A 13500-nucleotide genomic window follows, 5' to 3' on the forward strand; every position below is an offset into this window, starting at 1 on the left:
TGCTGGGGAAAGGCCCTTAGGGGGTAGCAAATTCGGGAGCGCCTTGATTCGTGAGTTGGCCAATAAGCTGCTGCATTTCGGCGATCGCCTGAAGCTGGTAGTCCCCGCTTTCCTGGAAGCTCGACAGCAGATCGGCAATCCCCTGGACGCGATCGCGCACCCCTTGCGCCTGCTCTTGGAGGCTAGGTAACACCTCGTGGGCAAAGTTCACCCTCCCCCACAACTCAGAGGCCGTGGCGCGACGATCTTGGAGCTGCGCCTCTTGTTCCGCTAACTCCGAACGTTTAGCCGCTTGAGCTGCATACTGCTCATCGACCGTAGCTTGGAGCTGGGCGATCGCCCCTTCTAGATCTTGTATTTCTCGATTGACCGTCTCTATTTCAGCTACGACACTCTGCTTCAGTTCTTCAATCTGGCTGAGAATGGGTTGGAGGTCAATGTCCTGGTCATGGCCGTCGCCAATGCTGCGTCCTTGACGTTTTGCTAGCACGATTCGGTGCTGTCTGATAATCGCTTCTCGCTCTTGGAGGTTGCGCCGCTGTCCAACCAGAGTTTCGTTCAGCATGGCGTATCCGTCTTGCTCATCGTTCAGATCAGCCTCTAAGCGCAGGCGATCGTACTCGGACGCCTGACTAATTTGTTCCTTAAGAGCCTCAATGTCCTCTTGCTTAGCCTTCAACTCCTCTTCTTGAATGCTGACAAAGCTAGAGTTCTTAGAGAATTCACGCTCCAGTTCCTGGGTGATCCGCTGGAGTTCATCGAGGGGCATCTCCTCCAGCGCCGACAAATCTACTTTGCTGCCAATGCTGAATACGCCCGATGAGTCCACAAGCTGCAAAATATGCTGCTGGATGATGTCGTAGTGCTTGGATTGGGCTAGCAGGGATTGGTGATGCGCTTGCTTAAGGGCGATCGCCTCTCGCTGACTGGCAAGTTTTGCGGCTAGTTCCTCAACGTGATGTTGAGTATCGTGCCAGGTGTGCCAGGCATCCCTCAAGGCTTGGATTTGACTATCAACCTCGGATTGAAGGTCTTGAGCGTTGTTACGGTGTCCTTCAACCCCTTGCCACTGGCTATCTATCAAAGCTTGCTGGTAGTCAAGGGCTTCAAACGAAGCATTAATCTGAGCACGAATGTCCTCGGCAGGGACGACCGCACCGGAGAGTCGCTGCACAGCGTCTTGAAGCTGCTTGGCTTGAGCCTCGTCCAGCGAATTGGATTGCACTAGGTCAGCTTTACGGTCTTCAAACTTTTGAAGCTCACCGTTAAGATGTGCCCAAGCCCCTTCCAATTCTTGAGTTTTGCGTTCGTATTCTTCCTTGAGTTGCTCTGCTTCGGTGCGGGCAGCCTGAATTTCGTCCCGCTGCTTTTCCAGGCGGGCTAAATCATCTTCCAATTGCTGAAGCTGCTCTTGGCGAGCTTCCATCTCCATCTCACGACGGTTGAGCTCCTGGCTTTGATAGGTCAGAGATTGCTTCCACTGTTCAATCTCTTCCTCTTGGGATTTTGCCTTCTCTTGTTGCCGCGAGAAGTTTTGTAGAATGCTGACCAACTGACGCCCTGCATCGACGCATCGCTTCACCTGTTTATTCGGCGTTAGATCGACCATCACGAGGGCACCAGCATTCTGGGCAACGTCATCGGGTGCTGGAATAACTTCATCACAGGCGACCCAGCTTTGCTCAGAGCGCTGACATGCAATCAACCGCAATTCTGCCTTGCTGGCTCCCAGCACCCTAGCTTTTCTCTGTACCTCGGCTAGATAAAGCACACCAATACCTCTTCCGTGTTTGCGCGGATCTCGAATACAGTGGGCCGCACAACTTTCGTTGTGTGCCCTAAACCAATCATGATCATGATCATCTTGAGGGAACGATCAACACGATGTGGTCACAAAACTCAGAAAACGCAGGCGTTGTAAAGCCTGGGAAGAATTGCGAGACAATGCCTCGTCTGTATCCCCCTCAGGACCTGTTATGACGCCTAGTCTTAACATCGTAGCTTTGGAATTCTGTCATGACTCCTACAGCAATCATAAACACCGCAACTCCCGCTGAGTTTACAGGTCAACGTCCTGTTGTGCACTGTCCTACGCAAGCGCTAGGCAGATACTACGCCTACATCTGGATATGCGGGGTTGCCATGTGTTCAACACCGCTCCCTAACGATACAGTTTAATGAAAATCCTATGATGCAGCCTGTGATCTTAATCATGTGCATTATTCAAGGACTCGCTATGCTAGAGAGTAACGCAAAACCTCGCTACACTTTGGCAGGTCACTCTGCGCTGGAATGCGCTAGAGTCCTGCGTAAGCTGAGCCGAGTTAAGTTGCGATCGCAATCCATTGCATCCGCAATTATTACCGTTCTAGCATCTTCCATTGCTAAAGTAGACCCACTTGGGGCGATCGCATCTATTTAATTTTTGTAAATACCCGATAAGATTCCGACGGTATTCGATGGTTTGCTCTGCTCTAATGGGAAGTCTAGAAAGCAGGACACTAACGTAAAGCATAAATTCTGTTCGTTCGTCTTTAACGGTCGATTGCTCTAGTGCATCAGAATGTCTTGAGTTGCTTAGCTTACGATTGTAGATTATGTAGCATTCTGAACATGTGCCTCTGCGTTTGTTCAGGACCGATTTGACGCCCTGTTACGAACTGTCCCCCTGTTCAGCATTAGGAGAGCGATCTAGTTGCATGCAAGGCAAACTCTACGAAATCGATATCCGCAGCATCATGCAACTCATTGAGCTTGGGCAACGCACTGGCGAATTGTTTGTGGAAGCCTACGGTTCCTTGGCTCCCCATTCTTCGCTGGCGCTCCCCGCCGCCAAGTCATGGTTTGTGTTCTTTGCCAGCGGCCAAATTATCTATGCTGGCGATAGCAGTGTGGGATCGGCACGCTTACGGGACTATCTGCGGCGATACAACCTCAATTACACCTTTAATCATGCTGATTTATCATCCATCGCGACAATCAATGCTCCAGAGTATGGCTATCTTTGGTCTCTCCTAGAGCAGCGCCTCATCACACCAGAGCAGGGACGTAGCATCGTTCGAGGGATGGTGTATGAAACCTTGTTCGATATCTTTAGCCTACACAATGGTTCCTTTGCCTTTGAAATTGGCCCAGTCCTCTCTCCCCAGCTCACAACCATTGAGGTCAGTTCGTTGGCGACTCAGGTCATGATGAATGTGCGGGAGTGGAAGCAACTGCATCCGCATATTCAATCCCCCGATCAATGCCCTGTGATTGTGCAAATGGATGCCCTGAAGGCTACCTTGAGCACCAATACGCTCAATACGCTCACGCGCTGGGTTGATGGTCAAACCTCGATTCGACAGATGGCTCGGTATTTAAATCGCGATTTGATTGCGATCGCCAGAGCCATCTATCCCTATGTTTATCGAGGTATTGTTCAGCTTAATCCTCCGTTACAAACGGACGGAAATGCGTTTGACCATCTTCAACGGCATCGCGTACCGAAGATTGTTTGCATTGACGACAGTATCACCGTCGGGAAGTCCGTGGAATTTATTTTGGGTCATCATGGATATGAGGTGACATCTATCAGCGATCCAGTGGAAGCATTAGGTTTAGTATTCCGCATAAAACCCGATTTAATTCTGTGTGATATTACAATGCCGGAATTAGATGGTTACGAAATCTGTGCAATGTTGCGGAAGTCGAGTGCATTTCGCCAGACGCCGATTGTGATGCTGACGGGGAAAGATGGCTTTATTGATCGGGTTCGGGCACGAATTGTGGAGGCAACGAATTACGTCACGAAGCCCTTTGGAACCAATGAATTGATTACTCTAGTTGAGCAGTATGTAGGGTCTAGTCAACCTGGAAGATCTAACTTTACAGATGAGTTGCCAGAAATGTTAGGAGAAAGTGCAGAGGATTTTAATGAGTCAGCATCAACCTCTTCAACCTCTTACGGTTAAGAATTAAAAAAGTGCATTATTTTAGTGGTACAAGGCAGTGAACATTAATCCAGATATTGATATTGTCCATTTTCTTCCCTTCATCCTTGACGCACGATAACTTTTGATGAGTACGTATGAGCACAGTTTTGGTCGTGGAAGATAGCGTAACTCAGCGGGAGATGATTACAGACCTCTTGCGGGGCAGCGGCTTGAATGTCACTGTTGCCAGTGATGGTGTGGAGGCCCTAGAACAAATCCAGGGGCGCTGTCCAGATTTGGTTGTGCTGGATATCGTCATGCCTCGAATGAATGGTTACGAAGTGTGTCGTCGGCTGAAGGCGGATCCTAAAACCCAGAACGTTCCGGTCGTGATGTGTTCGTCGAAAGGAGAGGAGTTTGATCGCTACTGGGGGATGAAGCAGGGCGCAGACGCTTACATTGCGAAGCCTTTTCAACCCAAGGAATTGGTTGGTACGGTCAAGCAGCTATTGCGAGGATAGGCGCATGTCATCATGATTGGGATTCCAGATTTTCTAACGGGTAAAGAGCTCCAGGATCAAGTTGCTGAGTTTCAGGAGCTTGAGAGTCCGGAAGGTGAGCTGCATCTGCGGTTTTATGTCGCATCAGGCGAGGAATTTGCGTTGCCTGCTACCGGTATCAAGGAAGTGATCTCGCAGCCTCCGGATCGAATTACGCCAATTCCGAATGTTTCGCCGCTGTTGCTGGGAACGCTAAATGTGCGGGGGCGAGTAGTATGGGTGGCAGATTTGGGTCAGTTTTTAGGGGGTACGACACCCTTGAATACCGATCGCTCTGAAATTTCGGTGATTGCCGTTGAGGATCAGGACACGATGCTGGGACTTGCCATTGACAAGATTGTAGGGATGGATTGGTTAGATGGGGATGAAGTTCAGATGCCAACAAATGTGCCTGACGGCATGGCTCCCTTTTTACGGGGAGAGTGGGTTCTTAATCAAGGAACGCACTATTTGAGATTACTGGATCAGATTGCGATTTTGCGGTCTGCCCGGTGGGCGGCGTAGGGCATGACTGGCTCCTTGACGACTTGCACAAGCAGGAGAAGGTATATGGGAACGGGAACAGGAACGGATTACTCACAAACTTATAAGCAAGCTGAAACCGCTTATATGCAGGGGAACTATCAGGCGGCAGCAGAAATTATCGATCGCTTGGTGGAGCAGTATCCTGACGATCCTAGTGCGCTTCTGCTCCGGGGGCATATTTACTGCTATGGCCTGCAAGATTATCACGTTGCACGGGAGCAGTACGAGTCGGTGTTGACGTTGACTCAAGATGCTGAGTTTGTGGATTTTGCGAGCAATGGACTGGCCTATGCCAACCAGTTTGCGTCGGGTCATGCGGCAGGGGCGATCGCTGACTCAGAAAGCATGGGGGCATCTGCGGCAGAGGCTGACTTCGCTGATGCTGACTTCGGAGCAGATGCCTTTGACGATAGTAACTTCACAGATATCGATTCGGCGTTTCAAAGCACGACGGATGCCTATCCAGGAACGGAATCTACTGCACGCAACGTTTCCGGGTACGCCAGCACCAACGAGGGAGAATTTGACTTCGACTCCGTGGACTTAGCATCGGAGATGACCGATGCCTTCGCGACGGGGGCAGAGGATTTCCCATCCAGTAATGGTGCGGAACCGGATAACCCATTTGCGATGGAGGAAAATCCGTTTGCGGTGGCTGACAATCCCTTTGAGGCTGAAGGGAATCCCTTTGAAACTCCTGATGGCAGTCCCTACGAACCGACGGAGCAGCCGTTTGGTGACATGGAATCACCCTTTGGCATGGCGGACGTCGAGAGTTGGAGTGGTGCGGCAGAATCCGAAGCGGCGCAACCCGGCTTCGTAGAGGAGGTTATGGATCCTGGATTTGCGGGAACTGATTTTACAGAACCTAATGGGGATGCCTTTGGAGAGTTCCCTGCTGACGATGCGTTTAGCGTTTTGGGCGAAGAAGACGCTTTTCCCCCAGGAGATGAGACATTTCCACCTGTGGAAGACTTTAACTTGGCCTATGACCCTAGCACAGAAGCAACATTCGCCACCCCTAGTGAAACCGATGTAACGTCTTCAGGGTTCGACGCGCCTATGCCTGAAGATGAAACCCTCTTCATGGGAACGGATGATTTTGCAGAGCCTGACTTTGGGGCAGAGTCCACCTATAGCTATTCTGCCTTCGACTCCAATACCTACGGTATTGCCCCCATGGATGCGGAAGAGGAGCGTACCTTTGTATCGTCAGAAGCAGATGGCTTTAGCTTTGATGACTTTGAAGATACCGCAAACTTCTCAACGAGCGAAGACCCGATGGTGGATGTACCACCCAGTGGAGGGACTAGCGGCAGTAGTGTTGATTTCCTTGATGAATTTGACGAGTTTGATGACCTGGGCAGTATTCCGGATTTTGACCTGTCGGAGAATTCGGCAGGGTTGGCTACGCCGTCGATGGGGACAACCACCGGAGACTTCTCAATGTCGGGAAGCGGCGGCAGTTTCTTCGACACAGCGGATCAATCCATCATTCGTGATGATGAAATTTTTAGCATTGCTGGTACATCAGAACAGCTTCCCACCTTTACGAAGCCTGATAGTCAGAGCTTAGAGCCGGAAGTCACGGTCGAGCAGGGTTGGCTTGCGCCTCTGGAGAATGCACCCCTACCTAAAAAGAGTTTGATCATTGCTGGAGCAACGGCTGTGCTGTCCATGACATTGGTCGCTCTAGCGGGATATGGCTTCTCGTTCATGAACTCCTCGCGCCTGCAGGCGGTGCCAGAGCAAAGTCGTCCGCAAGTGGCCTCGTCGATTCGCAACACGGTGGCGGTGATGAGCTTGGTGGCAGGGGGCTCATCCTTCCTGACGGCTCTAGCGCTGGGACGCTCGGCGAGTCGGCGCATGGAAGTGAGTATGCAGGACTTGCAGAATCAGTTTGACTCGGTTTCCCAAGGTAATCTGAACGCACGCGCTAAGGTGTTTGCAGAGGATGAAATGGGGCACTTGGCGACCAGTTTTAACCAGATGGCACGGGTGATTCTAACCACAACCAGCGAAGCCCAGCGGCGAGCCGAAGAACAAGAGCAGGCAAAAGAAGACTTGCAGCGTCAGGTGATTCGCCTGCTGGATGACGTAGAGGGTGCAGCACGCGGTGACTTGACCGTTCAGGCGGAGGTGACGGCGGATGTGTTGGGTGCGGTGGCCGATTCCTTTAACCTCACGATTCAAAATCTTCGCGACATCGTTAAACAGGTGAAAGCGGCGGCGAAGCAGGTTAACAAAGGATCGACGGAAAATGAAATATTCGCGCGATCGCTCTCCTCGGACGCCCTCCGCCAAGCGGAAGAGTTAGCCGTAACGCTGAATTCAGTTCAGGTGATGACAGAATCGATTCAGCGGGTAGCCGAAAGCGCTCGTGAGGCCGAGGAAGTGGCACGCTCGGCATCGGCAACGGCGTTGAAGGGGGGTGAAGCGGTAGAACATACGGTGGCAGGTATTCTGCAAATCCGGGAGACGGTAGCTGAAACGACCCGCAAGGTGAAGCGACTGGCGGAATCCTCCCAGGAAATTTCCAAGATTGTGGCATTGATTTCCCAGATTGCCTCTCGAACCAACTTGCTGGCTCTAAACGCTAGTATTGAAGCAGCGAGAGCGGGTGAGGCGGGCCGAGGATTTGCGATCGTGGCGGATGAAGTTCGTCAGTTGGCGGATCGAGCCGCAAAAGCATCGAAGGAAATTGAACAGATCGTTTTACAAATTCAAAGTGAGACGAGTTCAGTAATGACCGCAATGGAAGAGGGAACGCAGCAGGTGATTGAAGGGACGCGACTTGCCGAACAGGCGAAGCGATCGCTCGAAGATATTATCCAGGTATCGAACCGGATTGATGTCCTGGTGCGATCAATTACTGCCGACACCGTCGAACAAACGGAAACCTCGCGAGCGGTTGCCCAGGTCATGCAGTCGGTGGAGTTGACGGCTCAAGAAACTTCCCAAGAAGCCCAGCGTGTATCGGCTTCGCTGCAAAGTCAAGTGAGCTTGGCACGCGATCTCCTGTCCTCGGTGGAACGGTTCCGCGTGGAGTAGGAGGGAGGCGATCGCACCCGCATCCCATTTGGATGTCTCTGCACAACGTTTTACGACTCAGGAATCACCATCATGAAACCACTCAGGGGCATTCATCGTAGCTGTTCATCCAACACCCATAGGGGATAGCAGACTACAGGTAACGGTTCACACATTGAGATAGGCACCCGACATACTCAGAGGTCACTGCCATGCACATGCAGTCGGAACAACAACAGCGAATCATGGGGTATTTCATTGAGGAGGCGAAAGACCACCTCAATACGATTGAGCAAGGATTGCTGAATCTTCAAAGCACCATTGAAGACTCCGAAATGGTCAACGAAGTGTTTCGAGCGGCGCACTCGGTGAAGGGTGGAGCGGCCATGCTGGGCTTGTCGAGTATTCAGCGCACGTCCCACCGCTTGGAGGATTACTTCAAGGTGTTGCGCGAATGCCCAGTCCGCATTGACCAAAAGCTAGAAAGCTTATTCTTGCGAGTGTTTGATACCTTACAAGAATTGCTAGACCAGTTGCAGGGACCCTTTGGACTAACCGAGGACAAGGCCGATGAGATCATGGCCAATGTGGAGCCTGTATTCACGGAACTGCACGGGCATTTGGCTGTACTTGTAGAACAGGCTGGCGGGACGCCTCCCGAAGATGTCGATTGGGCCGCTACGGCAGGAGGAGTGGCGAAACCGGGTTCGGCTCCGGCTAATGATGCAGCGATGCGGCAAGCCTTTCAAGCGAATGTTCCGGCACAACTGCGCGAAATGCTCCAACTGTTTAAGCAATCTGAGGGTGATGCCAGTCGCCAACAGTTGCAAGTGCAGTGCCAAACTCTAGCACGTCTAGGTGAGCAATTTAACGTGGCGTCGTGGTGCGAGTTGTTGCGTAAAGCTGAGCGGGCGATCGCCTGTCCTGAGAACTCGTTCAAGAACCTTGCCCCTGTTTTAATTCGTGATATCAAGGGTGCCCAAGATCTGATTTTGGCTGGAAAAGCGGCGGAGATTGCCTGCAGCGATGCTCTAGAGCAACTGATTCCGGCATCTGAAGAACCGACTTTAACCCCAGAGGCGGCATTGGATGAATTGTTTGCGGCTGCGGATGCGGCGATCGCGGTTGATGAGTCGCTATTTTTGGACGGGGAACCCAGTCTTGAGACGGGTAACTTTGATTTGACGTCTGAAGACTTGACGGCTGAAGATGTCTCCTTTGGGGTAGGCGATAGGTCTAGTGAGGACTGGTTTAAGACAGACTTGGCAGCCGAGGATCGGCAAGATAGCTCAGTTTTTGACGATAGGGGCGCAGAGGCGAGTTCTAACTTGGATAATCTGCTTTCGATGGGATCGGATGCGGGCGATGCTTGGGGGAGTGATCGCGCTGATGTTCTTGATCTTTTTGAGGAGCAGGGCTTAGAAACGGGTTCGCCAGACGTAGGGATTAGTGCGGATCCGATAGGGCCTGAAGTGGGAGCCGCAGAGTTGAACAGCCTAGCTGATTTGTTTGGCGATGCGTCCGCCGATTTGGGATTGCCGTGGGATGAGGAGATGGTGGTTGAAGATCCGGAGGAGCTTCTAGATGCTCTGGATTTAGAGACATCGGATGATTTCTCGGATTTGCTGTTTGATCAAGACGTACAACCCTCTCGTTCTACAAGAGACGACGACATTTCTGGTTTTTTCAATCTTGATGCCTCTACGGGATCTGGGGATGCGCTTCAGGATGAGGCGATCGCATCCCTGGAAGCAATGCCATCCCCAGAGCAAGGGCTCGATGAACTCTTTGATGCTCTGTCGGATACGGATGGCTTGGGGATGATAGAGGATGTGTCTTCCTCATCAGAGTCGGCCAGCTTTGAAGCCCTATTTGAAGACGGGGCAATGCTGGATGGGGCTGAAGTGGAACCATTGCATGACGCGATAACGGCGGAGTTTGCGGCTGTTGGCGAGGGAACGGAGAATGATCTAGGGTTGCTGGATGATACCTGGATATTGGGGAACGTTGAAGGATTAGGGAACGCTGAAGGTGCCGAAGAGACGGATGCGGACGCTGGCTCAGATCTCCTGATCGAAACCGAGACGGATACGCCGTTGGATGAGGTTACCTCAGAACCGATTGCCGCAGAAGCGCTGTTTGAATCTGGAGAAACTCCGGCTGATGGAGATGTAACTGCAGATTTATGGGGGACTGAAGAGGCGGCGGTGGATCAACCCGATGACGCTCAGGGTGAAATATCGAGCGATCAGTGGGCGATGTTCCAGGACACTGAGGATGCCGCATCCGAGGCCGTTTCCGATGAGGATCTGCTTGCTGGTGGGACGGCAAAAGCCGCGGAAACACCGATCCCTGAGGATACGATTACTGCACTCACTGACTTAATGGAGGAGTCGCCTGAAGCGGTGTCGTTAACCGCAGATGACGGCGGAATCGAGCCAGCGATGGATCTGGATCATCTGTTTGACGAACAGGATGGGGCAACAAGAGATGCGATCGTCCCTGAAGCCGTTGCTGAATCGTTCCTGGACAGTGACTTAGACTTCTCGGACTTACCGGATTTCGATGAGGCAACCGCGTCTGAAGTCTCAGACACCACCGATCTATCCCTCGACTTGGATGCCGAGCTTGGTGAGTGGAGGGATATGCCTTCCCTAGCAGATGCTAATCTAGAATCCCTGGATGGTTCTAATCTCGATCATGAACCGTTGAGTGATCTATTTGGCGATTCGGCGGTATCCACTGAGGAGCAACCCCTGACTCTGGATAGCAATGATGGTGATCTCTTTGAGGATTCTGCTGCGGATCTTTCCTTCGATGAGGAGGGTTCCAGTCGCCTTCCGGAGGAGCAACCCTCAGAGATGGAAACGATGGAAACGTCTGATCCTTGGGATGAGGCGTCTGGCTTGACCGATATCGATACGGTCGGTGAAGGAGAGGCAGAGGCGATCGCCCCTGCACTTGAACTTGACGAGTTTACTATTGCGGATGTTGGTGAGGACGAGAACTTCGCGTTCGGTAAAGACGATGACTGTGAGATCTCCCCTCTGATGGATCAGTTCGATTGTGAGATCTCCCCTGTGATGGATCAGTTCGATACGGATCAGTTTGATGATGCATTCGCCGCTCAGCCTGACGCTGGAGAAGCGGATACCGATTTCTCAGATCTAGAAGCACTCCTAGGTGAGGAGTCAATGGAGGCGATCGCCCCAGCAACGGAATCCCAGGGAATGGCTTCTGAGGGCGATGACTTTGCCGATCTCGAAGCCCTGATTGGATCTGAAGCACCCGCTGAAGTCACCGATGAATTTGATGATCTGGAAAAACTGCTAGAGGATGCCGAGCAAACCCTAGGCGGAACGCCCACATCAAAAGCCCGTCGGGGTGCTGCCCCTGCGCTGCGCCGTCCAACGCGATCGCGCCCTACCCGCGCCCAAGCCGATCAAAATATGCGGGTATCGGTTAAGAACCTGGATAATCTCAATAACCTGATTGGGGAATTGGTGGTTAACCGCAACAGCCTAGAGCAAACCCAGGAACGACTCCGCCAATTTCTCGATAACTTGCTCTACCAAGTGCAGCAACTTAGCGATGTGGGCCAGCGTATGCGCGATCTCTACGAGCGATCGCTCCTCGAAAGCTCGCTGTTATCCAGCCGGCGCAACTACAGCATGCATAGTTTTGGATCAACGGGTGGAAATAGTGCGCCCCAGACGGAAGCCAGCCACGCCACCGGGGCAAGCTTTGACGCCCTAGAAATGGATCGGTTTACAGGTTTCCATACCCTCTCTCAAGAGATGATTGAGCTGATTGTGCGAGTGCGGGAATCAGCATCAGACATCGACTTTGTGGTTGAGGAAAGCGACCAAGTAACACGCACCTTCCGTCAGGTGACAACCCAGTTGCAAGAAGGGCTGAACCGGGCACGAATGGTTCCTTTTGCCCAAACGGCAGATCGCTTGCCCCGTGCCGTTCGCGACATTTCACTGCGGTGTGGTAAACAGGCAGAACTGGTGGTCGAGGGACGTGACACCTTGATCGATAAGATGATCCTGGAACAGCTTTACGACCCGATGACGCACCTGGTGAACAACGCCATTACGCATGGCATTGAAACCCCAGAGGAGCGCCAAGCTGCCGGTAAACCCGCTGCCGGTAAGATCGTGGTTCGCAGCTTCCACCAAGGGAACCAAACCGTGATTTCGATTACGGATGACGGAGCCGGGATTGACCCCGAACGGGTGAAGCGGAAAGCCCTGGAAAAAGGGGTGATTACGCCCCAAGAAGCCCAGGAAATGTCGCGCCATGACGTGTACGATCTGCTGTTCCACTCTGGATTCAGTACCCGCGATCAGGCCGATGATTTTGCAGGGCGGGGGGTTGGTATGGATGTAGTGCGTACCAATCTCAACGAGATTCGAGGCACCATTACCACCGATTCAACCGTTGGCAGTGGAACGACCTTTACCATTCGTCTACCGCTGACTTTAAGCATCTCGAAGGCGCTGTCCTGCATTAGTAACCGTGCCCGCATCGCCTTCCCGATGGATGGGGTGGAAGATATGCTCGATGTCCCCAAAGAGCGGATTCAGACGGACGAAGAAGGCCGTCCCTGTATCCTATGGCGTGATATCTTGCTCCCATTCCAGCCGCTGAATGACCTGCTTACCCACAATCGTGTGATGGGTCGAGGCAGCGTATACGGAGGACAAGAAGAAGATATCGTCTCGATTGTGGTGCTCCGCAGCGCAACGAACTATTTGGCCTTGCAAGTTGATCAGGTTCTCGGTGAACAGGAAATTGTAATTAAACAGCTTGAAGGCCCTGTACCGAAGCCTGTGGGCATTGCTGGGGCGACGGTTCTGGGAGATGGTCGCATTATGCCGATTGCTGACATCCTAGAGCTGATTGATCTATCCCTTGGTCGTATTCGTCGAGATGGTGGCAGTTCGCTATGGGCGAAGGAACATATTGCTGAGCAAGAAGCGTCAGAGCACCACGAGCCAACGGTGCTGATCGTAGACGACTCGATCACCGTTCGTGAACTGCTGTCGATGACCTTCAACAAGGCGGGTTATCGGGTTGAACAGGCACGGGATGGGCAGGAGGCATGGGAGAAGCTGCGTTCGGGCTTGCCCTGTGATCTGGTATTCTGCGATATCGAAATGCCGCGAATGGACGGACTAGAACTCCTGTCCCAGTTGCAGAAAGATCCAACTCTATCCAGTTTGCCGATCGCCATGCTGACGTCACGAGGAGCCGATCGCCACCGTCAGATGGCCGTTTCCTTAGGGGCAAAGGGTTACTTCACGAAGCCGTATCTGGAAGAAGTGCTGCTGGATGCAGCACAGCGGATGCTGAAGGGTGAGGTGCTGGTTGGGTCTGCTTGAAGACTGATGGAGTGGGGGAATACTCCGTGACGTACTCCCGACACCGATGCAAACATACGGTGCGGGCTTCTCCCACCGGAA

At 52.4% G+C, this 13500-nt stretch carries 7 protein-coding genes; 6 read left to right on the top strand and 1 reads right to left on the bottom strand.

Annotated elements, in window-relative coordinates:
- Positions 1–16: 16 nt before the first annotated feature.
- Entirely contained in the window at positions 17–1771 is a 1755-nt protein-coding gene (locus IGR76_07965) for a hypothetical protein (GenBank protein ID MBF2078443.1), read from the bottom strand.
- A gap of 465 nt (positions 1772–2236) precedes the next feature.
- On the opposite strand from IGR76_07965, the gene IGR76_07970 reads away from it, so the two are divergent.
- The 6 genes from IGR76_07970 to IGR76_07995 all read left to right on the top strand — a co-directional run bounded on the left by IGR76_07970 (position 2237) and on the right by IGR76_07995 (position 13419).
- A complete protein-coding gene (locus IGR76_07970) occupies positions 2237–2422 on the top strand; it encodes a hypothetical protein (protein ID MBF2078444.1) in 186 nt (61 codons plus the stop codon).
- A 277-nt stretch (positions 2423–2699) separates the two neighbouring features.
- On the top strand, positions 2700–3953 hold the full coding sequence (locus IGR76_07975) for a DUF4388 domain-containing protein (protein ID MBF2078445.1): 1254 nt from the start codon (positions 2700–2702) through the stop codon (positions 3951–3953).
- A 116-nt stretch (positions 3954–4069) separates the two neighbouring features.
- Positions 4070–4435: a response regulator gene (locus IGR76_07980; GenBank protein MBF2078446.1), complete on the top strand. Its 366-nt coding sequence runs from the start codon at positions 4070–4072 to the stop codon at positions 4433–4435.
- A 12-nt stretch (positions 4436–4447) separates the two neighbouring features.
- A complete protein-coding gene (locus tag IGR76_07985; GenBank protein MBF2078447.1) occupies positions 4448–4978 on the top strand; it encodes a chemotaxis protein CheW in 531 nt (176 codons plus the stop codon).
- Between the two features lie 45 nt (positions 4979–5023).
- Positions 5024–8050 (top strand): HAMP domain-containing protein, encoded by a 3027-nt coding sequence (locus tag IGR76_07990; protein MBF2078448.1) that lies wholly within the window; start codon positions 5024–5026, stop codon positions 8048–8050.
- A 197-nt stretch (positions 8051–8247) separates the two neighbouring features.
- A complete protein-coding gene (locus IGR76_07995; GenBank protein MBF2078449.1) occupies positions 8248–13419 on the top strand; it encodes a response regulator in 5172 nt (1723 codons plus the stop codon).
- Positions 13420–13500 lie beyond the last annotated feature (81 nt).

Source organism: Synechococcales cyanobacterium T60_A2020_003 (genome assembly GCA_015272205.1).
In the GTDB taxonomy this organism is placed as follows: Bacteria; Cyanobacteriota; Cyanobacteriia; order RECH01; family RECH01; genus JACYMB01.

Coding starts and splice junctions, on each gene's coding strand:
- IGR76_07970 (MBF2078444.1), top strand. CDS start 2,237: ATGCTAGAGAGTAACGCAAAACCTCGCTACACTTTGGCAGGTCACTCT.
- IGR76_07975 (MBF2078445.1), top strand. CDS start 2,700: ATGCAAGGCAAACTCTACGAAATCGATATCCGCAGCATCATGCAACTC.
- IGR76_07980 (MBF2078446.1), top strand. CDS start 4,070: ATGAGCACAGTTTTGGTCGTGGAAGATAGCGTAACTCAGCGGGAGATG.
- IGR76_07985 (MBF2078447.1), top strand. CDS start 4,448: ATGATTGGGATTCCAGATTTTCTAACGGGTAAAGAGCTCCAGGATCAA.
- IGR76_07990 (MBF2078448.1), top strand. CDS start 5,024: ATGGGAACGGGAACAGGAACGGATTACTCACAAACTTATAAGCAAGCT.
- IGR76_07995 (MBF2078449.1), top strand. CDS start 8,248: ATGCAGTCGGAACAACAACAGCGAATCATGGGGTATTTCATTGAGGAG.